This window comes from Gallibacterium genomosp. 3 (genome assembly GCF_001678475.1).
GTDB classification, from domain to species: domain Bacteria; phylum Pseudomonadota; class Gammaproteobacteria; order Enterobacterales; family Pasteurellaceae; genus Gallibacterium; species Gallibacterium faecale.
This window is the reverse complement of the sequence record NZ_JTJR01000019.1, coordinates 67,046-91,308: the sequence shown is the minus strand read 5'-3', so window position 1 is coordinate 91,308 and position 24,263 is coordinate 67,046. Positions and strand designations below refer to the sequence as shown.

Here is a 24,263-nt window from a genome sequence, read left to right as displayed (position 1 = left end):
ATGATCCATCCAAGTGCGAAAATCCATCCAACATCGATTGTTGAAGAAGGGGCAACTATTGGTGCCAATGTCGTTATTGGACCATTTTGTATCATTGAAAAAGATGTAGAAATTGGTGCGAATACTGTATTGAATTCACATATCGTGATTAAAGGTAAAACCAAAATTGGTGAAAATAACCAAATTTATCAATTTGCGACAATTGGTGAAGTTAACCAAGATCTTAAATATAAAGGTGAACCAACATTAACCGTTATAGGTAATAACAATCGTATCCGTGAACACGTGACTATCCATCGTGGTACGGTACAGGGTGGTGGCACAACGAAGGTTGGTGACAATAATCTCTTTATGGTGAATGCACATATTGCACATGACTGTCAGATCAAAAATAACTGTATCCTAGCAAATAATGCGACATTAGCGGGACACGTTGAATTAGATGATTTTGTGATTGTTGGTGGAATGTCAGCTATTCATCAATTTGTAATTGTTGGAGCTCACGTTATGTTAGGTGGTGGTTCAATGGTAAGCCAAGATGTACCGCCTTATGTTATGGCTCAAGGTAACCATGCGCGCCCATTTGGGATCAATATTGAAGGTTTAAAACGTCGTGGTTTTGATAAACCAACATTACACGTTATTCGTAGCGTCTATAAATTGATCTATCGTAGTGAGAAAACGTTGGAACAAGTGATGCCTGAAATCGAACAAATCGCAGAAACTGAATCATCAATTAGTTTTTTCTTAGATTTCTTTAAACGTTCAACACGTGGTATTATCCGCTAATCATTTGCTATTGAAACCGCACTCATTATCTGTTGTTTGAGATAGAGTGCGGTTTATTTTATATCTATTGAGGAAAAAATTATGCAACAAGCTGTTTCTGAGAATACTTATGCACCGACAATTGCGATTGTGGCTGGAGAAGTATCAGGTGATATTTTAGGTGCAGGGTTAATTAATGCATTGAAAATCCGTTACCCTCAAGCAAAATTTATCGGTATTGCGGGGGTGAAAATGTTGCAAGCTGGATGTGAAACCTTAGTGGATATAGAAGAGCTTAGCGTAATGGGGTTAGCTGAAGTAATTAAACATCTTCCTCGCCTACTTAAAATTCGCCAATCGCTAATTAAGAGTTTAATCAATATTAAGCCAGATATTTTTATTGGTATTGATGCACCAGATTTTAATATTGGCGTTGAGCTGAAATTGAAACAGCATGGGATTAAAACACTGCATTATGTTAGCCCGTCAGTATGGGCTTGGCGTCAAAATCGTATTCACAAAATTGCTCAAGCAGTGAATATGATGTTGGTGTTTATGCCGTTTGAAAAAACTTTTTATGATCAACACCAAGTTCCTTGTCGTTTTATTGGACATACCTTAGCGGATGCGTTGCCATTGAAACCCGATCGTTTGGAAGCTTGTGAGTTTTTACAGATTGATCCAACACAACGTTATTTAGCGATTTTAGTGGGAAGTCGTCATAATGAAGTAGCATTCTTAGCAGAAACGTTTATCAAAACAGCTATTTTGTTACAGCAACAGTATCCTGATATAAAATTATTGGTGCCACTAGCAAATCAGAAACGTCGTCAGCAATTTGAACAGATTTTGCAACAAGTAGCGCCAAATTTAGAGGTCATTTTGATTGATGGTCATGCGAAACAGGCAATGATTGCGGCGGAGGCAACATTACTTGCATCTGGAACAGCTGCATTAGAGGCAATGTTGTGTAAATCACCTATGGTTGTTGGTTATAAAATGAAAGCAAGTACATATTGGCTGGCGAAACGTTTAGTGAAAACAAATTATATTTCACTACCGAATATTTTAGCGAATGATCTGCTTGTGCCAGAAGTGATCCAAGAACAGTGTGAGCCAGAGTTATTGGCAGCAAAATTAGCGATTTATTTTTCCAAAGAGGAACAAGATCTGCGACATAAAGCTCAATTACGACAAATTTTTACGGATTTACATCGTTCAATTCAACAAGATGCAGATAAATTAGCTGCTGAAGCAGTGGTTACTTTATTAGAAAGTGAAGCGAGGATTTAAGATGGAATTTATTTATCCTCTTGCTAATCTGATTGCTGGGGTGGATGAAGTGGGACGAGGTCCACTGATTGGAGCGGTAGTTACGGCGGCAGTGATTCTTGATCCAAATAAACCGATTCAAGGTTTAGCTGATTCAAAAAAATTATCAGAAAAGAAACGTTTAATATTAGCGGAAGAGATTAAAGAAAAGGCTTTAGCTTGGAGCTTAGGTAGGGCTGAAGCTAATGAAATTGATCAAATTAATATTTTGCAAGCAACAATGTTAGCGATGTGTCGTGCAGTACAAGGATTACATATTCAGCCAGATTTTGTCTTAATTGATGGTAATCGTATTCCAAAAGATTTGGGGATTGCTGCACAGGCTGTAGTTAAAGGTGATAGCTTAGTTGCTGAGATTAGTGCAGCCTCGATTTTGGCGAAAGTTGCCCGAGATCAAGAGATGATCGAGTTACATCAAAGATACCCAGAATATGGTTTTGATCAACATAAAGGCTATCCGACAGCCTTGCACCTAGAGAATTTGGCAAAATATGGTATTTTGCCAGAACACCGCAAAAGTTTTGCGCCTGTAAAACAATATATAAAAGGATAAATTATGAAGAAAAGTGCTCTAGCTCTATTACTTGCAATGACAACCACCGCTGCATTAGCCGATGATGCACAAATTACCTCAGAATTAAAAAAATTAGGGGTAAATGAGATTCAAATTACGTCTTCACCACTAGCTGGGATCAAAACAGCAGTGACTGATAAAGGAATTGTTTATGTATCAGAAGATGGTAAGTATGTGTTATATGGTAATCTTTATCAAATTACGGATAAAGGCGCTGTGAATATGTCAAATAAATTACTGTTTGAGCAAGTTGAAAAACTTTCTAATCAGATGATTGTGTATCCTGCAAAAAATGAGAAATATGTTGTTACTGTGTTTATGGATATCACATGTCACTACTGCCATTTATTGCATGAGCAAATGAAAGATTATAACGATCTTGGTATTACTGTACGTTATTTAGCCTTTCCACGAGAAGGGTTAGGTGGGCAAGTTGCTCAACAGATGGAAAGTATTTGGGTAGCAAAAGATCCTGTATTTGCATTAAATGAAGCTGAAAAAGGCAATTTACCGAAAGAATTACATGCACCACAAATGGTAACTAAACATTATCAATTAGGTTTGCAATACGGGGTAAACGGAACACCGAGTATTATTTTACCAAATGGTGAATTATTAGGCGGATATGTGCCACCAAAAGAATTATTGAAGGTATTACAAAGTTTGTAAGCTATTTCGTATTATAAAAGGTGATGTTGGTATAAAAATATTGTTGTTGAAGTTGTAATAGAAAAAGGCTGTTGTTGTGATCAAAAAAATTGAAAGGAGAGCATTATCTGATGGAATTGCGGTAAGTCATGATCCTTTATTGGATCGTATTTACCGAAGCAGAGGGATCACAACAGACCAACATCTGAACTATGCTTTAAAATTTATGTTACCCCCTACGTTGCTTACTGATTTAGAGCAGGCAACTACCTTACTAATTCAAGCCTATCAACAGCAGCAAAAAATTGTTATTGTCGGAGATTTTGATGCAGATGGCGCTACAAGTATTGCGTTAACTGTGTTTGCATTGCGTCAATTAGGGTTTCAATTTGTTGATTATTTAGTACCGGATCGTTTTGAACAAGGATACGGTTTAAGCGTTTTGGTTGCTGAACAGGTACTGGCAAAACAAGCTGATTTGGTGATTACTGTGGATAATGGTATTTCTTCATTTGAGGGGATTGCTTATTTAAAGCTACATCAAATTAAAGTGATTGTGACAGATCATCACTTACCAGGTGAACAATTACCTGAGGCTGATGTGATTGTGAATCCAAATTTGCGTGATTGTAGTTTTCCATCTAAATATCTGGCTGGTGTTGGTGTTGCATTTTATCTAATGGTAGCGTTGCGTGCTGCATTTCGTGATCAAGGACTTTTTGCTGATAAACAAGAACCAAATTTTGCCGAGTTATTGGATTTAGTCGCATTAGGCACCATCGCTGATGTCGTACCATTAGATTACAATAATCGTATTTTGGTTTCACAAGGCCTAGCGAGAATTCGTGCTGAACGTTGTCATTGTGGAATCAGAGCATTAATTGAAGTTGCTAATTTAGAGATTTCTCAAGTTGTAGCGAGTAATTTAGGATTCTCAGTTGCACCACGTTTGAACGCTGCTGGGCGTATTGATAATATGTCGATTGGGGTCGAGCTGTTGTTGGCAGAAAGTATGGAGCAAGCACGTGCGTTGGCCCTGGAGCTGGATAGTTTGAATCAAACGCGTAAAGAAATTGAAACAGGAATGAAGCAGGAGGCTTTGCATTTCTTACGCGAATTAAAACACGTCTATCAACAAGATACATTTGCGATAGCGTTATATCAACCTGATTGGCATCAAGGGGTATTGGGAATTTTAGCAGCAAGAATGAAAGATCAATTTCATCGGCCAACAGCAGTATTTTCCCAGGAAGAGGAAGGGATTTTACGTGGATCAGCCCGTTCTATTGAAGGGTTACATATTCGAGATTTATTAGAGTATATTCATAGCCAGCACCCTGAAATCATTATTAAATTTGGTGGCCACGCGATGGCGGCTGGTTTGAGTATTCATGAACAGTATTTCACTAAGTTTCAACAGTTATTTAATCAATATGCAAAAGCATGGTTAGATGAAAAATCATTACAAGGTGTGATTTATACAGATGGTGAGTTAGAGTCACAACAGATGAATGTTGAAACAGCAGAGAAATTACAATTTGCCGGCCCTTGGGGACAACATTTTCCTGAGCCGCAATTTGATGGAGAGTTTCGTATCTTACAGCAACGTATTGTAGGAGAAAAACATTTAAAAATGTTGGTAGAGCCTATTACCGGCGGTAATATGTTTGATGCCATTCAATTTAATGTTGATACTCGCTTATATCCAGATTTATCAATTAAATCAGCTAGAATGGTTTACCATCTAGCGGTCAATGAATATCGAGGAAATAGACAAGTACAATTATTAGTTAATTATATAGAAGCGTTAGGATAAGCAATGAATCGGATAAGATTTGTGATACGTTTGTGGGCTTTAACTTGGTTAAGTATCGTATTATCAACCAGTTACGCTGAACAATTACCTATTTTTAAAGATGGTAAGGACTATTTTTCCTATAAAAAACCATTACAGGAAGCGCCTTTACCAGAGAAAAAGGTCAAAATTAAATTTTTCTTTGCCTATGAATGTCGTATTTGTTTAATGGCAGCGGATAATTTAAGTTTATACAAACGTATGAATCCGAATGATGTTGATATTGAATGGATTCCTGCGGCAACGGATACAGGACACTATTCTGCTTCTGTGTATTATGCGTTAGAAAACATAGGTCGTCCGGATCTTGCTGATCTATTTATTTTTGATACAGCAGAATTGAAATTTGATCAAAATCGTAAAGGACGTGGCGAATTTCTACAACAGTGGTTAGAGCACAAGAAAGTCAATATCAATGCCTTTTCAGAGTTATTAAATTCACCTGTGATAGAAAGTAAAGTACAGAAAGCGATTGCTGACACTAAAAAATATGGGGTCTTTACCTTGCCTTTTGTTGCAGTTGGTGGGCGTTATGTTTTAACAGAAAGTACGCTCTATAATGATGATTACACTATGGCCGTTTTAGATTCTCTCACAGATAAACTTTTACAAGAACAACGAGGACATAAATGAAAATCGGAATTGTTGGTGCAATGGCACAAGAAGTTGAAATTTTACAAGGTTTAATGCAAGACAAACAAGAAAAGCAGTTAGCAACTTGTACGATTTATGAAGGAAAAATTGGTCAACATGATGTGGCATTATTGAAATCTGGGATTGGTAAAAGTGCTGCAGCGATGGGAACAACAGCATTAATTTTAACTTGTCAGCCAGATTGTATTATCAATACTGGATCTGCAGGTGGTTTAGATCCAGAACTCAATATTGGCGATATTATCATTTCAGATCTGGTTTGTTACCATGATGCAGATGTGACCGCATTTGGTTATGCCAAAGGGCAGCTACCAGCTTGTCCAGAGAAATTTGTTGCCGATCAGAAGTTAATTGATGTGGTAGCAACAGTTGTGGAAGAGCAGGGGCAACACGCAGTGACTGGCTTGATTTGTTCAGGTGATCAATTTATCAATGGTATTGAGGCAATAGCACGTATTCGTCAAGATTTTCCAACTGTTGCCGCAGTAGAAATGGAAGCCGCAGCCATTGCACATATTTGTTATGCTTTTAAAGTGCCATTTGTGGTGATTCGTGCAATTTCTGATGTGGCAGATAAAGAATCTCATATCTCTTTTGATGAATTTTTACCGACAGCCGTCAAACATTCTTCACAAATTGTTTTAGCGACCTTAGAAAAATTGGTAAATTAATAGCCATGATTTCTCTCTCGGTAGTGGAGCACTGCCGAGCAAAATAAGGATTCGCTTATGCAACTTTCGCCAACACAACAACAACGTTTATTCGATCTATTACAAACAGCCCATCTTGATCAACAATATTCACTTCCGCTTGAAATTAATGCTTTACCAACGGGATTAAAACAGATAGCAATAGCAATCTATTTCTCTGATTTTGTTGCGGACACACTGCATAAATATCCAAATCTATTTCAGCAATGGCTTGCTTTACCACCACAATTTTCCGATTGTGATAATTATCAACAACGCTTACGAGAAAAATTGGCAGAGATCACAGATGAAACTCAGCTTTATCAAATATTGCGTCATTTTCGTCATCATGAGATGGCAAAATTAAGTTTTTGTCAGAGCCTAAATTTAGCCAGTGTTGAACAAATTTTCCATCAACTTTCTGCTTTAGCTGAAGCGATTATTGTTGTGACCAAAGATTGGTTATATGAAAAGTTATGTGCCGAATTAGGAACACCAATGAATTCGGAAGGCGAAGCACAAAAATTAATTATCTTAGGAATGGGAAAATTAGGTGGTAGAGAGCTGAATTTTTCATCAGATATTGATCTCATTTTTACTTATCCAGATCATGGTGAAACCGTAGGCGCAAGACGAAGTATTGATAATGGACAATTCTTTGTACGTTTAGGGCAACGTTTTATTAAAGCATTAGAACAACAAACGATTGATGGCTTTGTGTATCGGGTTGATATGCGTTTACGCCCGTTTGGGGATGCGGGGGCATTAGCACTCAGTTTTGCTTCAATGGAAGATTATTACCAAGAACAAGGGCGAGATTGGGAACGTTATGCCATGATTAAAGCACGGATTATGGGGGAAGATAGCAACGATATTAATCATCGCTATTTGAATCAGCTGTTACGTCCATTTGTTTATCGTCGTTATATTGATTTTAGTGCGATCCAGTCTTTGCGTGATATGAAGCAAAAGATTAATGCGGAAGTCCGGCGGCGTGGTTTAGTTGATAATATTAAATTAGGCGCAGGTGGAATCCGAGAAATTGAATTTATTGTGCAAGTTTTTCAACTTATTCGTGGTGGACGTGAAAAGAGCTTACAACAACGAGAGTTATTAGCCATCTTACCGAAATTAGTCGAGTTAGACTTGTTAAAACAGTTGGAAGCGAACCATTTATCACAAGCGTACCTATTTTTAAGACGAGTGGAGAATGTGTTACAAGCGATTAATGATCAGCAAACTCAACTGTTGCCAACCAATGAACAGGATAAACAACGCTTAGTTGAAGCTTGCCGTGCATTTACTTATTTTAATCAACAAGGGCAGGTGGTGACGCTAGAGTATCCAATTTATGATTGGCAAAGTTTTTATCAAATTTTGACTCAACACCAACAAAATGTGCGAGAAGTGTTCCACCATTTGATTGGCAGTGAAGATGAAAAAGATGAAGCGACCGAAAGTGAATGGCAGGACTTTCTTGGTATCAGTTTTAATTTGCAAGATGTGACCACGTTATTAGCTTCATTGGCAATTGATAATCAGGAAAAAATTGCTGAAGATCTTTGGCAGTTTAAACAAGATATCTTACGCAAATCTATTGGTGTTCGAGGACGGGATGTATTAGAGCAGTTGTTACCTGTATTAATTGATGAAATGCTAGCAATGGAACAAGCGGCAGTATTAGTTCCTCGGATTTTAGAAATTATTGGCCGAATCGCAACACGTACTACCTATTTGGAATTGCTACGTGAAAATCCAAATTCACGTACATTATTAATGAAATTGTGTAGTGTTTCGCCTTTTGTGGCAAGACAGATTGCCGATTATCCACTGTTGCTAGATGAGTTATTAAATCCTAATATCTTATTATCACCGCCGCCATTTACACAGTATCAAGCAGAATTAGAACATTATTTGTTACGTGTACCACAAGAAGATGAAGAACAGATGATTGATGTGCTGCGCCAATTTAAGTTAGCAACGCAATTACGTGTTGCTGCTGCTGATATTTTAGGTGCATTGCCTGTCATGAAGGTGAGTGATCATTTAACTTATTTAGCGGAAGCGATTATTGCGAGTGTCGTTAATTTGGCATGGCGACAAGTCACACAGCGTTTTGGTACGCCGGATCATTTACAAGGTGATGAGAAATCGTTCTTAGTGGTTGGTTATGGAAAACTTGGAGGCATTGAATTAGGGTATAAATCAGATTTAGATTTAGTATTTTTATATGATGCACCGGCGAATGGTCAAACTATTGGGGGTAAACGCAGTATTGATAGTGGGCAGTTTTATTTACGCTTGGCACAAAAGATTAATAGTATCTTTAATATTAATACAAATTCTGGGATTTTATATGAAGTCGATATGCGATTGCGCCCTTCAGGCAGTGCAGGGTTATTAGTCAGCTCAATTCATGCGTTTCATGATTACCAACAAAATGAAGCTTGGACTTGGGAGAAACAAGCCTTAGTCAGAGCAAGGGCGGTATATGGAGAAACAGTGATGCGTCAGCAGTTTGATTCAATTCGTCGTGCCGTGTTATCGACAGCTCAAGATCAACAACGTTTAAAAAACGATGTGCGAGAAATGCGAGAAAAGATGTATGAACATTTATCGCATACTCCAGCAGGTTACTTTGATATTAAGAAAGATCGTGGCGGGATTACCGATATTGAATTTATTGCACAATATTTGATGTTAGCAAATGCACCAACAACTCCAGAATTGACAACTTGGTCTGATAATGTACGTATTTTTGAGGATATGGTGAAATACCAAGTGATTTCAGCCGAAATTGGACAACGCTTAACAGAAATTTATGTTGAACTACGCAACCACATTCACCACTTAAATTTAGCTGGCAAAAATTCAGTGGTGGAAGAAATGCCTTTTGCTGAAATGCGTACTTTTATTGGTGAAGTGTGGCAACAGTTATTTGATTAATGTTATTTAGGGGAGAGTGGATATTGTGCCACTCTCTGCATCGTATGCTGACGAAAAGGCATTACTGCGGTGGCAAGTGATTCACCATCAGGCAGTATCAGTTGTGGTGCAATATCAAATAACGGGATTAGGACGAATTCCCGATTTTTCATCTCTTTATGCGGTACAGTTAAACGTTCCGTATCAATAATTTCCTGGTTAAATAACAAAATATCAAGATCAAGTGTGCGTTCACCCCAACGGCGTAAACGTACTCGCCCTTGTTGTTGTTCAACTGCTTGTAATAGGTCAAGCAGCGCAAGCGGCTCAAGAGAAGTCTGTATTTGCGCAACCGCATTTACATAATCAGGCTGATCTTGTGGGCCAAGCGGTTTACTAGAATAGAGCGGGCTGACCGCAATAAGTTGAATAGCGGGCTGCTGTTGTAAGTAATCTAAGGCAGTAGTCAGTTGTAAAATAGGTTGATTGAGATTACTGCCTAAAGCAATGTAAACATTATTCATCAGTTATTGTTTATTTTCACTAAAGCGTCTTTTCTTGCGATTGTTACGGTAACGACGACGTGGTTTGTGTTTATTTGGCACACCATGTTCAGCTTGTCGTTTTTGTTGAATTTGGATTAATTCATTACGTTGTGAAGTATTACTTTGTTGATATTCGTACCACCATGTTGCTAACTCGATTGTTTCACCATGCTCAATTTCAGCACGTAAAGCAAGTAAGTCATAAGCAGCCCGGAATTTTTGGTGTTCCAAGGTTAATTGTGGACGTTTACCGGTGCGTTTAGTAAATAACAGTTGTAATGACCAAATATCGCGAATAGTTGCGGTATGACGACGTAAAATAGCAACGCGTTGGCAGACGAGATGGAGTAAATCATTACTTGCCAAAGAATAAGCATCAAAATTATTCAAACCACCTTCATTTTTTAAGATTTCAATTCGTTCACGTAACGGATACCAAAAGAATGCTGCAAATAAAAAGGCAGGATTAATTCTTAAATGGTCTGCAATACGTTCATCCGTTGAGCGTAATGCTTTGATTAACATCTTTTCAGTAAATGAATCGCCGTTTTCAGTGAAAAATGGCGTTAATACAGGGAAAAGTTGTTGGAATAATTGATATTTATAAAGGAGATGATAGGTTTTTTCACCTTGCCCAGTTTGTAGTAATTTTAATGATTTATCGAATAAACGTGCTGCTGGGATATTTTGTAGTAATGGTGCAAGTTCATAGATTGGTTGTTCACAACGTTTATCTAAAAACATTTCTAATTTTGCCATAAAGCGAATTGCACGTAGCATTCGCACAGGATCTTCTTGATAACGTTGAACAGGATCACCAATTAAAACTAAACGGCCTGCACGTAAATCTTTAATGCCATTAAAGAAATCATATAACTGATCTTTGTTTGGATTGTAATAAAAAGCGTTCACTGTGAAATCACGGCGTGCAGCATCATCTTCTAAATTACCATATACGTTATCACGCAATAACATACCTTCCGCACTTTGTTTAGCAAATTGATCATTATTCACGGTATCGTGTGCTGCACGGAAAGTTGCTACTTCAATGATTTCTTTACCAAACAGAATATGCGCTAAGCGGAAACGACGCCCAACTAACCGGCATTGACGCTGAAAGATCTTCTGAATTTGTTCAGGACGTGCATTGGTCGCAATATCAAAATCTTTAGGGGTTTTCTCTAATAAAATATCACGTAAACAGCCACCAACAACGTAGGCTTCAAAACCATTATTTTGTAATTTTTCAATAACTTGAAGAGCTTGACGGCTGATAAGATGAGGATAAATACCGTAATCTGAAGCTTTTAGGATATGTGAACGATGCACAGCAGAAGATGCTTTGCGTTGTGATGTTTTCTTTCTTTCTGTTTGTTTTTTCTTGCTAGCTTCGATTGTGGGTTGACTAGCAGGCTGGATAGTTTCCTCTTTCGTATTACTTTTATGAAAGAGTTTACGAATATAATTAAAAATAGTTCACCTCAGTTATGACTTATCTGTTTCTTATTAAAAATAAGAACCTCTCCCTAATTAAATTAGGGAGAGGAAAGCGAATTTTTCGTTACAATACATTGAGTTAAACGATGGTAAAAAATTAACCACCGATCTGTTTTTCACGAATTTCTGCAAGTGTTTTACAATCAATGCAGAGATCTGCTGTTGGTCTTGCTTCTAAACGTCTGATCCCGATTTCTACACCACAAGATTCGCAATAACCAAAATCTTCTGATTCAATCTTTTTAATGGTACGTTCAATTTTTTTCAATAACTTACGCTCGCGATCACGGTTACGTAATTCTAAACTAAATTCTTCTTCTTGGGTTGCACGATCAGATGGATCTGGGAAATTTGATGCTTCATCACGCATATGCGCAACGGTACGATCTGCTTCACCAACAATTTGAGCATGCCATGCAGTTAAAATCTTTTTAAAATGAAGCAGTTGAGCTTCATTCATATATTCTTCACCAACTTTCTCTTGATAAGGTTCTACACCGGCAAGAGCTAAAATACTTAGTGATGATTTTGGCGTGTTTGCTGTCATGTTTAATCTCTCCTAGACACCAAAATTGATAATACAAGCAACTGTCGGAACTCCATTATGAGCGAGTAATGCATCAATATTTAGGAGGTTGTGAAATACAAATTTCCGCCAATTTTTATACTACTTGGAGGGGTCTTCCAAAAAGCCGCATATAAATAGCAGAACTTCTCATTTTTAGCAAACGAAATTTGCGAGATCGCTGTTTATTTATACAGAAATTAAAGTGAAAAAAGGTTTTTTTGTAAATTTTCGAGAGAGTTCACATTTTTGCTGTTTGGTTTTTGTTCAATAAGGTAAAGGAAGATTAAAGTATCTGGCTTGAAGATATATGAATTTATAAAAAAATTTATTGTAAAAATATGGAGCGGATTTGTTTAGTTTTGATTGTCATTTGCCTATCAATTATGTATCTCCCCTTAACTTGGTTACAAGCTTCTGATTGGCAGTTAGGATTAATAATAGTGCTGTCTGTTTGTACCCTTGTATGTTGGTGGAAAAAGAAAAAACAATTGGCATTAATAGGCGTAGCGATAGTGATTTCAGGCGTATGGAGTGTTATCAATATAAAAGGACTAGTGATACAAACTCAGCAAGTACCAGTTTATTTTGCGAATACAAAACCAGTTATCATCAAAATTGAAAAAGTACTTCATCAAGGCGATTACCAAACTGCAATCGCACTATTACAAACGACAGAAGCTGCGGAGCAGTACCGTTTTTATCTTACTTGGCTACCAAAACAACCGTTACAATCAGGGCAAATTTGGCGAGGAGAAATTAAGTTAAAACCTTTTACTTCAAGATTAAATCAAGGTGGATTCCAACGGCAAAAATGGTTTTATGCCAACCGAATTGTGGGAACGGCTAATGTTAAGCAAGCAAGATTATTGTCCGATCAGCCTAATTTACGCCAACATTTACTGCGTTTTGCACAACGGCAATTAAAGGATCACCCTAGTACAGGATTATTATTGGCATTAGGTTTTGCTGAAAAATACCATTTAACACAAGAACAATTAAAACTTTTTCAACAAACCGGAACTGCGCATTTAATTGCTATTTCAGGGTTACATATTGGTCTAGTATTTTTCTTTGGGTTGCTAGTGGGGCGAGGGATTCAATATCTTTTGCCTACTCGTAAGATTACCCCAATCTTACCACTATTATGCGGAGGTGCGCTGACGATCTTTTATAGCTATTTAGCTGATTTCTCTATTCCAACAACTCGAGCTGCTATTGGATTAATTTTATTATTGTTATTACGTTTTCGGCGATGTCATCTTACTTGGTGGCAACTCTATCTTCGTTGCCTTGCCCTTTTTATTATGTTTGATCCTATTATTTTATTAAGTGATAGCTTTTGGTTATCGGCATCAGCCGTTTTCTGTTTGTTAGTATGGAATGAATTACTGCCTTTATCCGTATGGCAGTGGCGAGGAAAACCATTATCACAATTAGGAAAGGTACCTTATTATCTGTTGGGTTTGTTGCATATCCAAATTGGCTTAAGCTTACTATTTACGCCAATTACCTTATTATTTTTTCATGGTATCAATCTACAAAATGTATTAATTAACTTATGGATTGTACCGCTATTTAGTTTATTACTGATCCCTTGTATTTTGTTGTCAATTATAACCTTCAATGGCTTAGGAAGTTGGCAATGGTGTGTAACAATCGCAACAAAAAGTTTAGAGTGGTTAATGCCATGGCAAACAACATGGCGTGAATTTTCTTTATTAGAATCATTATGGATGAGATTAATTTGTCTGTGTATGGTGCTGATTATAGGGTGGTATGTTTACTATCAGAAGCAGCACTTAAACAAAAATAGCACCTTATTAGCTCAATTACAGCCTCAAATAATCAGTTTTAATCGAGAACAGCTACCAGATATAAAACGGTTACATTATATGATTATAAGCGTGATAGTGGGTTTAATTTGGCAGTTGATGTTGTTAGGACACCACTATTATCAGCATTGGCAAACAAGATGGTCGCTAGAAATGTTAGATGTTGGGCAAGGGCTAGCCGTGTTGATTCGCCAAGGTGATAAAGGTGTTCTCTATGATACTGGAGTAAGTTGGCAAGGTGGAAGTATGGCGGAGTTAGAGATTTTGCCTTATTTACAACGTCAAGGGATTAAACTAGAGAAAATTATATTGAGCCATGATGATAATGATCATAGTGGCGGAGCGACTAAATTATTAATGCACTACCCCAAAGCAGAGTTCTATACTCCTTCCCAAGTAACTTATGCCAATCGTTCACCGTTACCTTGTATGCGTGGTAAAGAGATGCAATGGCGTACTTTGCGTATTTCGATGCTAGCACCAGAACAGATTGTCGCTCAAGCCCGTAATCAGCATACTTGTGTATTGTTGATAGAGGATGGACAGTATCAAGTATTGCTAACAGGGGATTTGGATAGAAAGAGCGAATTGCGTTATTTATCTCTTTTGCCGAAGGTCGATATCGTACAAATTGCCCATCATGGCAGTAAAACCTCGACGAGTCAGCCTTTTTTACAGCAAATTGATGCAAAAATTGCATTGATTTCGTCTGGTTTGGGAAATCGTTGGCATTTCCCACATTTAGAGGTGTTAGAACGTTTAGCGATGCAGAAAATGCAAATTTTGAATACGGGATGGGATGGACAAATTAGATTACGCTTTATGCGAAATAATGAATTAATCATTACAACTGAGCGTCATCAAAGGACGGCGTGGTTTAACCAGCTGGATGAGGTGGGCGGTTGGAGAAATAGCAGATTAAAGGTAGAATAGCGCTTTAATTTTATTTTTACATCATAAAATTCTTTGTATGAATGATAAAGACTACTCTACGAAAGAGACCTTTAAACGCCTATGGCCAATGATTTGGCAATATAAATTAGGGATTTTAGTTGCAATTATTGCGTTAGTATTTAATGCCTTAACTGAAGCTGGATTAATTTATTTATTAAAACCATTATTAGATGAAGGCTTTGGCAAGGCAGATCTGACTTTTCTCAAATGGCTACCTATTATTGTCATCCTATTAATCATATTGCGTGGATGTACCAGTTTCGTCTCAGATTATAGTTTGTCATGGGTATCAGGTAATGTAGTGATGGTGATGCGGCGAATGCTATTTAAGCATTTAATGTATATGCCGGTGAGTTTCTTCGATCACCAAGCAGCGGGAAAACTGCTTTCTCGAATTACTTATGATTCAGAACAAGTTGCGAACTCTTCGTCTAATGCCTTAATTACTATTGTCAAAGAAAGTGCCACTGTTATTTCTTTATTAGCGTTAATGTTATATACCAGTTGGCAGTTATCTTTAGTGTTATTTGTCGTTGGGCCGATTATTGCAGTTTTGATCCGTATTGTTTCTAAACATTTCCGCCGTTTAAGTAAAAATATGCAAAACTCAATGGGGGAATTAACTGCCAGTGCAGAACAAATGTTGAAAGGGCATCGTGTAGTGCTTTCCTTTGGCGGTCAAAAAGTAGAAGAAGAACGCTTTAATCTAGTTAGTGATGATATGCGTAGAAAAAGCCTTAAAATGATGGCAATGAGTGCAATTTCTGATCCGATCGTACAAATTATTGCGTCTTTTGCTTTAGCTGTTGTGCTTTATCTCGCTACTGTGCCAACGATGATGGGAGGACAACTCACTGCTGGCGATTTTACTTTAGTTTTCTCCTCTATGTTTGCTTTATTGCGTCCGTTAAAATCATTAACGAATGTTAATGCACAGTTTCAGCGTGGTATGGCGGCGTGCCAAACCTTATTTGCTATTCTTGATTTAAAGAAAGAAGAAGATCATGGACAGTACATTACTGAACAAGTAAAAGGGGATGTTAGGTTTGATGATGTAAGCTTCTATTATGAAGGGAAAGATGAACCTGCACTATCACATATCTCTTTTTCAATTCTAGCAGGTAAAACCGTTGCATTAGTCGGACGTTCTGGATCAGGAAAATCAACAATTGCCAATTTAATTACGCGTTTTTATGACATTCAACAAGGCGCGATTTATTTAGATGAACATAATATTAAGGATTATACCTTAGCCAATTTACGTCAGCATTGTGCTGTGGTTTCGCAACAAGTTCATTTATTCAATGATACGGTGGCGAATAATATTGCGTATGCAGCTACTGAAAAATATAGCCGTGAGCAGATTATTGCTGCGGCAAAAGCGGCGCATGCAATGGAATTTATTGAAAAAATGGAACATGGGTTAGATACCATGATAGGTGAGAATGGAGTTTCTTTATCTGGTGGGCAACGTCAACGTTTAGCTATTGCACGTGCATTATTACGTAATGCGTCCGTGTTGATTTTAGATGAAGCGACATCTGCATTAGATACAGAATCAGAGCGTGCCATTCAGCGAGCATTAGAAGAGTTGCAGCAACATAAAACATTGCTTGTTATTGCACACCGTCTATCTACCATTGAAAGAGCTGATGAAATTATTGTTATCGATCAAGGACAAATTGTAGAGCGAGGCACACATCAACAGCTATTACAACAAGGGCAAGTTTATGCACAGCTGCATAAAATGCAATTTGATGGGTAATCAGAGGTAATATGAAATTTTGGTATCAACAGTCGTGGTTACAATGGTTACTATTACCATTCGCTTGGTTATTTCAATTAATCACCTATCTACGGAGAAAGGCTTATCAAACGGGGATTTTTGCTAGTTGGAAAGCACCTTGTCCAGTGGTTGTAGTAGGCAACCTTTCTGTTGGTGGTAATGGCAAAACGCCATTAGTTGTCTGTTTAGTAGAACAATTACAAGCAAAAGGTATTCGTGTCGGTGTTATTTCACGTGGTTATGGTGGATCAAGTACAGAATATCCTTTTTTAGTTTGCGCTAATTCAGATCCACAAAAGAGGGGTGATGAACCCGTTTTAATTGCAAAGCGTACCTCAGCACCAGTTGCAATTTCCCCTAATCGCCGTGAAAGTATAGAGTTGTTATATAAAGCTTACCATCCACAAGTGATTATCAGTGATGATGGTTTGCAGCATTATAAGTTACAACGAGATGTGGAATTGGTTGTTGTCGATGGAGAACGCCGTTTTGGTAATGGACATCTATTGCCTGCTGGCCCGTTACGTGAGTTACCACAACAACGTTTAGCCGAAGTTGATGCGGTTATCTGTAATGGCGGAAACGCACAAGATGGCGAAATTGCAATGCAATTAGCGACCGAAGTCGCCATAAATTTAGTCACAGGTGAACAGCGCTTATTGACAACTTTTTCACAAGTCAATGCAGTAGCAGGAATTGGACATCCTCCACGCTTTTTTGCCACCTTGCAGCAACAGGGATTAACATTGTTAAAACAGTATGCGTTTGCTGATCATTATGCTTTTCAAGCAACAGATTTTCAGCCTATTGATAATGCAGAGATCCCTTTATTGATGACAGAAAAAGATGCCGTGAAATGTACCGCTTTTGCACAGGAGAATTGGTGGTACGTTCCTGTTTCTGCACAGATTGAAACAACGCAGTTAAATCATTTAATTGAAAAAATTATGTCTAAGGTCATCTAAGAATGAAACAAAAAGTTATTTCAATGTTAGCTTGTCCGCATTGTCATCAACCATTAAGTTTTGATGCGGAACAACAACGTTTTATTTGTCAAAATGAACAGCTAGCTTATCCAGTGATTAATGGAATACCCGCTTTATTACCTGAAAATGCGGTACCTCTCACATCACCTTCTACATCAGAAGCACAAGGAGCCTAAAATGAGTTTTAGTGTGATTATTCCTGCCCGTTATGCCTCTAGTCGTTTACCAGGAAAACCGTTAGCAGATATTGCAGGTAAACCGATGATTCAACATGTATGGGAAAAAGCACAATTATCTGGCGCTAAACGTGTGATTGTAGCAACGGATCATCCACAAATTGTAGAAGTGGTTAATGCTTTTGGTGGAGAAGTATGTTTGACTTCAGAACACCACTCTTCAGGTACTGAGCGTTTGGCTGAAGTGGTAAGTCAATTAGCGTTGGCAGATGATGAAATCATTGTGAATATTCAAGGAGATGAACCTTTAATCCCACCTGTGATTGTGAAACAGGTTGCGGAAAATTTACAAAAATATCAAGTGAATATGGCAACTTTATCAGTTGAAATTGATGATTCAACAGAGTTATTCAATCCGAATGTAGTGAAGGTATTAACGGATAAAAATGGTTATGTACTCTATTTTTCGCGTGCTGTGATTCCTTGGCATCGTGATCAATTTACTACGGTGTATCAACAGCCAGAACAGATTCCTAATTTAGCGATCGAGCAGCAACATTATCAACGTCATATCGGAATTTATGCTTATAAAGCAGGCTTTATTCGTCAATATGTTACTTGGCAGCCAACAAGCTTAGAAAAATGTGAATCACTAGAACAGTTGCGGGTATTGTGGAATGGTGAACGTATTCATTGTGAGCCAGCGCTAGAAGTTCCCGCTGTTGGCGTGGATACAATGGAAGATCTGGTTAAAGTACGAGAATTATTATCACGTTAAAGCCAATGTTTGATGCAAAAGTTTTTCTACGCGATGCGCCAGAGCAACCTGGTGTATATCGGATGTATGATCGTAATGACACGGTTATTTATGTTGGTAAGGCAAAAAATTTAAAAAAACGCCTTTCAAGCTATTTCAGAAAGCAAGTTAGTAGTAAAAAAACAGAAGCCTTAGTTGCAGCGATTGATCACATTGACACCACAATCACACATTCAGAAACTGAGGCTTTACTGCTAGAGCATAATTTTATCAAGCAGTATCAGCCACGTTATAACGTGTTATTGCGAGATGATAAGTCTTATCCTTTTATTTTATTAACGAATGAACGACATCCTCGTATTACCTCTTATCGTGGGGCGAAAAAAATAGTAGGAGAGTATTTTGGCCCTTATCCACACTCATCAGCAGTGCGTGAAACCTTATCGTTAATGCAAAAGCTATTTCCAATACGTCAATGTGAAAATAGTGTCTATAACAACCGTTCGCGACCTTGTTTACAGTATCAGATTAAACGCTGTTTAGCGCCTTGTGTTGCAGGTTATGTGAGTGATGAAGAGTATCAACAACAGGTTGAGTTAGCACGATTATTTTTACAAGGTAAAGATCAACAAGTTGTCACTCATTTGATCCAGAAAATGGAGCAGGCTAGTCAAGAATTGGATTTTGAGAATGCAGCCCGCTTTCGTGATCAGATTCAAGCGGTTCGTTCAGTGATGGAAAAACAATTTGTGAGTAATGATCGCCTTGATGATATTGATATTATTGCGATTGCGTATAAATCGGGCTTGGCTTGTGTACAAGTATTATTTATTCGTCATGGTAAAATTTTGGGTAATCGTAGTTATTTCCCTAAAATTCCAGCAGATACGACTTTATCAGAAGTTATTGAAACCTTTTTAGGGCAATTTTATTTACAAGCTCATCAAGGACGTAGTATTCCAGATAGTATTGTATTGGATCATACCTTAGCTGATAAAAGTATGTTGGAGACTTTACTTAGTGAACAGGCTGGGCGACAAATTCAGATTCAAGATAAAGTGAAAGGGGATAAGAATCGCTATTTGCAGTTGGCACAAACTAATGCCAAAGTGGCACTGACAACGCAATTACAACAACAAGGACGAATTGAGGAACGTTATCAAACGCTACAAACCTTATTAGGTATCACAAAAATTCAACGTATGGAGTGTTTTGATATTAGTCATACTATGGGAGAAAATACCGTAGCTTCTTGTGTGGTATTTGGCGCAGAAGGGCCATTAAAAGCGGAATATCGCCGTTTTAATATTGAAGGGACTCATGGTGATGATTATGCAGCGATGGAGCAAGCATTACATAAGCGTTATGACAAAGATCTGAGTGCCGATAAAATTCCTGACATCATTTTTATTGATGGTGGAAAAGGACAATTAAATCGAGCCTTGTCGGTATTTGAACAATTAAAGGTAAATTGGAATAAAGATAAACCGCTTCTGATTGGTGTAGCAAAAGGGGTTGATCGTAAAGCTGGTTTAGAAACTCTATTAATCGGTAGTTCAGAGCGCGAGATTCATCTCGAACCTGATAATTTAGCCTTACACCTGATTCAGCATATTCGTGATGAATCACATAATCATGCAATTTCAGGACATCGTAAGAAACGACAAAAAGCCTTTATGCAGAGTGGTTTGGAGAGTATCGAAGGTGTTGGGGCAAAACGCCGTCAGGCATTATTAAAATATCTTGGTGGTTTGCAAGGTGTCAAAGCGGCTACTGTGGAAGAAATCGCTTCAGTTCCAGGGATTTCTCGGGCATTAGCCGAAAAAATTTTTGAAATTTTAAAACATTGATTTTGCTTATAGGCAAAGCCAGTGAATATGTTTACAATAGTGATGCGTAGTGTTAAGTGATCTGGTGATCAAGATGAAATTAAATATTCCAAACTTTTTAACCTTTTTTCGAGTTGTACTGATTCCATTCTTTATTATTTTATTTTATTTACCTTTTAGCTGGGCACCATTATGGACTGCAATTATTTTTACCGTAGCGGCAGTAACTGACTGGCTAGATGGTTTTTTAGCGAGAAGATGGAAACAAACAACACGTTTTGGTGCTTTTCTTGATCCTGTTGCTGATAAAGTGATGGTGGCAGCGGCATTAGTGTTAGTAGTACAACACTACCATGTATTTTGGATTACCATTCCAGCTATCATCATGATTTCTCGAGAAATTATTATTTCTGCATTACGTGAATGGATGGCAGAATTAGGTGATCGTAATAAAGTTGCGGTGTCTTGGTTAGGTAAAGTAAAAACAACCTCACAAATGATAGCGTTAATCGGTTTATTATGGCGTTATAACCCAACCATGGAGATTATTGCTATCATTGCCTTATATGTGGCGGTGATTTTAACCGTATGGTCAATGTGGCAATATTTATCTTTAGCCAAAGAAAGTTTGCTGAAAGAAGATGAGTAAACAATCAATTAAAAAATTGCCTTAGTTAGTTGCTAAGGCAATTTTGTATCTGGTGTTTGTAAAATCAAATGCTTTCACCAATATGAATATGATAGCCGAGATCAATAATGCTACTTTGCTGTTGGATACCATTAATGCGATTTAACAACTCTTCTGCTGCACGTTGGCCAATAGTAAGACGTGGGGTAATTACACTGGCGAGTTGAGGATTCATAGCCTGTCCAACATCATGACCATGGAAACCAGCAATACCAATCTGCTGAGGCACATTAATTCCTAAACGTTGGCATTCAAATAATGCACCAACCGCTAAGTCATCATTGGTACACATAATCCCATCCATATCAGGATATTTAGCCAACGCTTTATGTAATAATTCTGCCCCTAGTGAAAATGAAGAAGGCAATTCAGTGATCATACTATGTGGCGTTAATCCATGCTTTTTCATTGCCAGTTCATAGCCTTGCATTTTAAGTTTTGTCCGTTTATCCATACGGGCAGTAAAATAAATAATATGCTGATGACCACGTTGGATCATTGTTTCCACCATCGCTTGGGCAGCGACAGTATTATCGAAACCGATGACTTGCTGAATGCCTAATTGGTTACTATCCATAATTTCAATCACTGGTATATTAGCGATTTCAATCATTTTTAAGGTTCTGTCAGAGTGTTGATTTTCAGACAAAATTAAACCATCTACATTGTAAGAAAGTAGTGATTCAACACGTTGTTCTTCTATCTCTAAACTATAACCATAGTGAGCCAGCATGGTTTGATAACCTGCTTTATCTGTGATTTTTTCGATCCCTTTAATCACATCAGCAAAAACTTGGTTCGTTAATGATGGTACTAATACACCAATAGCTCGACTTTTGGCATTGGATAACATACTTGGTGCACGATTAGGAATATAACCAAATTGTTCAATTGCTTTAGCGATTCTTTCTCGAGTATCAGGTGCAACAGAATCAGGATTACGTAAATAACGGCTAATCGTCATTTTGGTGACACCGAGATGATCGGCAATAGTTTGTAAAGTTGGACGTTTATGTGGTGTGTTCATGATGACAACAAAACAATAAAAAAACTCCCTCTATTCTAGGCGAAATAGAGGGAGGAGAAAATCAGAATTTAACGTGTACTGGTACTAGTCGTTGTACGATTAGCACGTTTACGCTCAACTTCTGTTAAGTATTTCTTACGAATACGGATTGAAGCTGGTGTCACTTCGACTAATTCATCATCATCAATAAATTCTAATGCTTGTTCTAGTGTGAAACGTACTGGTGGAACTAATACGACAGCTTCGTCTTTTCCAGCTGCACGCATATTGGTTAATTTCTTACCTTGTAAACAGTTTACAGTTAAGTCATTAGAACGGCTATGAATACCAATAACTTGCCCTTCATAAACTTCAGCACCATGGTCAATCATTAATTTACCACGATCTTGTAAACCGAATAGTGCATAAGCGAGTGCTTTACCAGTTGCGTTTGAGATTAATACCCCGTTTGGACGTTGGCCAATTTCGCCTGGTCTAACATCGTCATAATGGCTGAAACTTGAGTAGAGTAAGCCAGTACCAGAGGTCATTGTCATAAATTCGTTACGGAAACCAATTAGACCACGGCTTGGAATAATGTATTCTAGGCGAGTACGACCTTTACCATCTGGCACCATATCGCGTACTTCACCTTTACGAATACCTAATGCTTCCATTACCGCACCTTGATGTTGTTCTTCAATATCAATGGTAACTTGTTCAAATGGTTCTTGTTTACGACCATCAATTTGGCGGAAAATAACTTTCGGGCGAGAAACCGCTAATTCATATCCCTCACGACGCATATTTTCAATTAACACAGAAAGATGCAATTCACCACGACCAGAAACACGGAAAGCATCTGGGTCTTCGGTTTCTTCAACACGTAATGCAACGTTATGAACTAATTCTTTATTTAAACGTTCAAGAATTTGGCGAGAGGTGACATATTTACCTTCACGGCCACAGAATGGTGAAGTATTAACGCAGAAGAACATGGTTACAGTTGGCTCATCAACTGTTAATGCTGGTAAGGCTTCAACGTTATTTACATCACAAATAGTATCGGAAATATTTAATTCGCCTAAACCAGTTAATGCAATAATGTCACCTGCATTCGCGATATCTTCTTCATAACGTTGTAAACCAAGGTGACCTAATACTTGACCAATACGTGCATTGCGGGTCTTACCTTCACTGTCAATAATAACAACGGCTTGATTTGGTTTTACTGAACCACGTTTAATTCGACCAATACCAATGACACCAACATAGCTGTTGTAATCTAATTGAGAAATTTGCATTTGGAATGGTTTATCTAATTCTACTTTTGGTGGTTCAACATATTTCACGATAGCTTCAAATAATGGGGTCATATCGTCAGCTAACTCTTCATGTTCTAAACCAGCAACACCATTTAATGCTGAAGCATAAATAATCGGGAAGTCGAGTTGTTCATCGGTTGCACCAAGATTAACAAAAAGATCAAATACTTGATCAACAACCCAATCTGGTCTTGCGCCTGGGCGATCGACTTTATTGATAACAACAATTGGTTTTAAACCGTGAGCAAACGCTTTTTGGGTAACGAAACGAGTTTGTGGCATTGGGCCATCAAACGCATCAACTAATAGAAGAACGCTATCTACCATTGATAATACACGTTCTACTTCACCACCAAAATCGGCGTGTCCAGGTGTATCAACAATATTAATCCGATAATCATTCCAGTTAATCGCGGTATTTTTTGCCAAAATGGTGATGCCACGTTCTTTTTCTAAAGCATTAGAGTCCATTACACGTTCATCTGTATCACCAGTGCGTGAGGCTTCTAATGTACCTGATTGTTGGAGTAGTTTATCAACAAGCGTAGTTTTACCGTGGTCAACGTGCGCAATGATCGCAATATTACGCAACTTACTAATATCTAAATCGTTTTTCATGTGAAAATTATCTTCGTTTATTCGGGTTGTAGTATTTTGAAATAGTTTGGCTTTCGTTATACTGAATACTGCTTGTTGCCTTATAGAAAGCTCAACGTTAACAGCATAACGGGTGAAAAGGTGGGAAATTATACTGCGTTTTAATACAGACGGCTATTAAATAATATAGGTACCTATTTTTTGTTTTTAGATATTTTTTTAAAAAAAACAAAAAAATCTATTTTATTTTTAATAAAAATAGGATATTGTTT

The 24,263-nt window shown here is 37.7% G+C and carries 20 protein-coding genes; 15 read left to right on the top strand and 5 right to left on the bottom strand.

Annotated features, from left to right (window positions below):
* The 8 genes from lpxA (at position 1) to glnE (ending at position 9,466) form a co-directional block, all read left to right on the top strand.
* A complete protein-coding gene (gene lpxA, locus QV06_RS05365) occupies positions 1–789 on the top strand; it encodes an acyl-ACP--UDP-N-acetylglucosamine O-acyltransferase (RefSeq protein WP_065237270.1) in 789 nt (262 codons plus the stop codon).
* 81 nt (positions 790–870) lie between these two features.
* Positions 871–2,061 carry a lipid-A-disaccharide synthase gene (lpxB, locus tag QV06_RS05360; protein WP_065237269.1) on the top strand — a complete coding sequence of 397 codons (1,191 nt, stop codon included), beginning with the start codon at positions 871–873 and terminating at the stop codon, positions 2,059–2,061.
* Position 2,062: 1 nt separating this feature from the next.
* Positions 2,063–2,653 carry a ribonuclease HII gene (gene rnhB / locus QV06_RS05355; RefSeq protein ID WP_065237268.1) on the top strand — a complete coding sequence of 197 codons (591 nt, stop codon included), beginning with the start codon at positions 2,063–2,065 and terminating at the stop codon, positions 2,651–2,653.
* Positions 2,654–2,656: 3 nt separating this feature from the next.
* On the top strand, positions 2,657–3,343 hold the full coding sequence (gene dsbC / locus QV06_RS05350; RefSeq protein ID WP_065237267.1) for a bifunctional protein-disulfide isomerase/oxidoreductase DsbC: 687 nt from the start codon (positions 2,657–2,659) through the stop codon (positions 3,341–3,343).
* A gap of 76 nt (positions 3,344–3,419) precedes the next feature.
* Entirely contained in the window at positions 3,420–5,138 is a 1,719-nt protein-coding gene (gene recJ / locus QV06_RS05345) for a single-stranded-DNA-specific exonuclease RecJ (RefSeq protein WP_065237266.1), read from the top strand.
* Positions 5,139–5,141: 3 nt separating this feature from the next.
* On the top strand, positions 5,142–5,810 hold the full coding sequence (locus QV06_RS05340; protein WP_065237265.1) for a thiol:disulfide interchange protein: 669 nt from the start codon (positions 5,142–5,144) through the stop codon (positions 5,808–5,810).
* On the top strand, positions 5,807–6,502 hold the full coding sequence (gene mtnN, locus QV06_RS05335) for a 5'-methylthioadenosine/S-adenosylhomocysteine nucleosidase (RefSeq protein ID WP_065237264.1): 696 nt from the start codon (positions 5,807–5,809) through the stop codon (positions 6,500–6,502). Before QV06_RS05340 ends, mtnN begins: the two co-directional genes overlap by 4 nt.
* Before the next feature lie 57 nt (positions 6,503–6,559).
* Positions 6,560–9,466: a bifunctional [glutamate--ammonia ligase]-adenylyl-L-tyrosine phosphorylase/[glutamate--ammonia-ligase] adenylyltransferase gene (gene glnE, locus QV06_RS05330; protein WP_065237263.1), complete on the top strand. Its 2,907-nt coding sequence runs from the start codon at positions 6,560–6,562 to the stop codon at positions 9,464–9,466.
* A 2-nt stretch (positions 9,467–9,468) separates the two neighbouring features.
* Here glnE and folK read toward each other — a convergent pair whose 3' ends face one another.
* The 3 genes from folK to dksA all read right to left on the bottom strand — a co-directional run bounded on the left by folK (position 9,469) and on the right by dksA (position 12,034).
* Entirely contained in the window at positions 9,469–9,969 is a 501-nt protein-coding gene (gene folK / locus QV06_RS05325) for a 2-amino-4-hydroxy-6-hydroxymethyldihydropteridine diphosphokinase (protein ID WP_065233938.1), read from the bottom strand.
* Positions 9,970–9,972: 3 nt separating this feature from the next.
* Positions 9,973–11,409, bottom strand: a complete 1,437-nt coding sequence (pcnB, locus tag QV06_RS05320; protein ID WP_082985045.1) for a polynucleotide adenylyltransferase PcnB — start codon at positions 11,407–11,409, stop codon at positions 9,973–9,975.
* A gap of 175 nt (positions 11,410–11,584) precedes the next feature.
* A complete protein-coding gene (dksA, locus tag QV06_RS05315) occupies positions 11,585–12,034 on the bottom strand; it encodes an RNA polymerase-binding protein DksA (protein WP_065233936.1) in 450 nt (149 codons plus the stop codon).
* A 359-nt stretch (positions 12,035–12,393) separates the two neighbouring features.
* On the opposite strand from dksA, the gene QV06_RS05310 reads away from it, so the two are divergent.
* From QV06_RS05310 to pgsA, 7 genes are all read left to right on the top strand, one after another.
* Positions 12,394–14,820 carry a DNA internalization-related competence protein ComEC/Rec2 gene (locus QV06_RS05310; RefSeq protein ID WP_065237262.1) on the top strand — a complete coding sequence of 809 codons (2,427 nt, stop codon included), beginning with the start codon at positions 12,394–12,396 and terminating at the stop codon, positions 14,818–14,820.
* A 37-nt stretch (positions 14,821–14,857) separates the two neighbouring features.
* Positions 14,858–16,606 carry a lipid A ABC transporter ATP-binding protein/permease MsbA gene (gene msbA, locus QV06_RS05305; RefSeq protein ID WP_065237261.1) on the top strand — a complete coding sequence of 583 codons (1,749 nt, stop codon included), beginning with the start codon at positions 14,858–14,860 and terminating at the stop codon, positions 16,604–16,606.
* 11 nt (positions 16,607–16,617) lie between these two features.
* Complete coding sequence (lpxK, locus tag QV06_RS05300) at positions 16,618–17,592, top strand: tetraacyldisaccharide 4'-kinase (RefSeq protein ID WP_065237260.1); 975 nt, start codon at positions 16,618–16,620, stop codon at positions 17,590–17,592.
* A 2-nt stretch (positions 17,593–17,594) separates the two neighbouring features.
* The gene (locus QV06_RS05295) at positions 17,595–17,789 is read left to right on the top strand and encodes a Trm112 family protein (RefSeq protein ID WP_065233932.1); all 195 of its coding nucleotides are present in this window, start codon (positions 17,595–17,597) and stop codon (positions 17,787–17,789) included.
* A gap of 1 nt (position 17,790) precedes the next feature.
* On the top strand, positions 17,791–18,567 hold the full coding sequence (gene kdsB / locus QV06_RS05290) for a 3-deoxy-manno-octulosonate cytidylyltransferase (RefSeq protein ID WP_065237259.1): 777 nt from the start codon (positions 17,791–17,793) through the stop codon (positions 18,565–18,567).
* A gap of 5 nt (positions 18,568–18,572) precedes the next feature.
* Positions 18,573–20,396: an excinuclease ABC subunit UvrC gene (gene uvrC, locus QV06_RS05285; RefSeq protein ID WP_065237258.1), complete on the top strand. Its 1,824-nt coding sequence runs from the start codon at positions 18,573–18,575 to the stop codon at positions 20,394–20,396.
* Positions 20,397–20,469: 73 nt separating this feature from the next.
* Positions 20,470–21,024: a CDP-diacylglycerol--glycerol-3-phosphate 3-phosphatidyltransferase gene (gene pgsA / locus QV06_RS05280; protein WP_065237257.1), complete on the top strand. Its 555-nt coding sequence runs from the start codon at positions 20,470–20,472 to the stop codon at positions 21,022–21,024.
* 64 nt (positions 21,025–21,088) lie between these two features.
* On the opposite strand, the gene gntR is transcribed toward pgsA, so the two are convergent.
* Both gntR and typA read right to left on the bottom strand, forming a co-directional pair.
* The gene (gene gntR / locus QV06_RS05275) at positions 21,089–22,090 is read right to left on the bottom strand and encodes a gluconate operon transcriptional repressor GntR (RefSeq protein ID WP_065237256.1); all 1,002 of its coding nucleotides are present in this window, start codon (positions 22,088–22,090) and stop codon (positions 21,089–21,091) included.
* A gap of 68 nt (positions 22,091–22,158) precedes the next feature.
* A complete protein-coding gene (typA, locus tag QV06_RS05270; RefSeq protein WP_065237255.1) occupies positions 22,159–24,012 on the bottom strand; it encodes a translational GTPase TypA in 1,854 nt (617 codons plus the stop codon).
* Positions 24,013–24,263 lie beyond the last annotated feature (251 nt).

What these genes read in the sequence shown, in the direction of transcription:
- lpxA (WP_065237270.1), top strand. Translation starts at nt 1, where the DNA reads ATGATCCATCCAAGTGCGAAAATCCATCCAACATCGATTGTTGAAGAA.
- lpxB (WP_065237269.1), top strand. Translation starts at nt 871, where the DNA reads ATGCAACAAGCTGTTTCTGAGAATACTTATGCACCGACAATTGCGATT.
- rnhB (WP_065237268.1), top strand. Translation starts at nt 2,063, where the DNA reads ATGGAATTTATTTATCCTCTTGCTAATCTGATTGCTGGGGTGGATGAA.
- dsbC (WP_065237267.1), top strand. Translation starts at nt 2,657, where the DNA reads ATGAAGAAAAGTGCTCTAGCTCTATTACTTGCAATGACAACCACCGCT.
- QV06_RS05340 (WP_065237265.1), top strand. Translation starts at nt 5,142, where the DNA reads ATGAATCGGATAAGATTTGTGATACGTTTGTGGGCTTTAACTTGGTTA.
- mtnN (WP_065237264.1), top strand. Translation starts at nt 5,807, where the DNA reads ATGAAAATCGGAATTGTTGGTGCAATGGCACAAGAAGTTGAAATTTTA.
- glnE (WP_065237263.1), top strand. Translation starts at nt 6,560, where the DNA reads ATGCAACTTTCGCCAACACAACAACAACGTTTATTCGATCTATTACAA.
- folK (WP_065233938.1), bottom strand. Translation starts at nt 9,969, where the DNA reads ATGAATAATGTTTACATTGCTTTAGGCAGTAATCTCAATCAACCTATT.
- dksA (WP_065233936.1), bottom strand. Translation starts at nt 12,034, where the DNA reads ATGACAGCAAACACGCCAAAATCATCACTAAGTATTTTAGCTCTTGCC.
- QV06_RS05310 (WP_065237262.1), top strand. Translation starts at nt 12,394, where the DNA reads ATGGAGCGGATTTGTTTAGTTTTGATTGTCATTTGCCTATCAATTATG.
- msbA (WP_065237261.1), top strand. Translation starts at nt 14,858, where the DNA reads ATGAATGATAAAGACTACTCTACGAAAGAGACCTTTAAACGCCTATGG.
- lpxK (WP_065237260.1), top strand. Translation starts at nt 16,618, where the DNA reads ATGAAATTTTGGTATCAACAGTCGTGGTTACAATGGTTACTATTACCA.
- QV06_RS05295 (WP_065233932.1), top strand. Translation starts at nt 17,595, where the DNA reads ATGAAACAAAAAGTTATTTCAATGTTAGCTTGTCCGCATTGTCATCAA.
- kdsB (WP_065237259.1), top strand. Translation starts at nt 17,791, where the DNA reads ATGAGTTTTAGTGTGATTATTCCTGCCCGTTATGCCTCTAGTCGTTTA.
- uvrC (WP_065237258.1), top strand. Translation starts at nt 18,573, where the DNA reads ATGTTTGATGCAAAAGTTTTTCTACGCGATGCGCCAGAGCAACCTGGT.
- pgsA (WP_065237257.1), top strand. Translation starts at nt 20,470, where the DNA reads ATGAAATTAAATATTCCAAACTTTTTAACCTTTTTTCGAGTTGTACTG.
- gntR (WP_065237256.1), bottom strand. Translation starts at nt 22,090, where the DNA reads ATGAACACACCACATAAACGTCCAACTTTACAAACTATTGCCGATCAT.
- typA (WP_065237255.1), bottom strand. Translation starts at nt 24,012, where the DNA reads ATGAAAAACGATTTAGATATTAGTAAGTTGCGTAATATTGCGATCATT.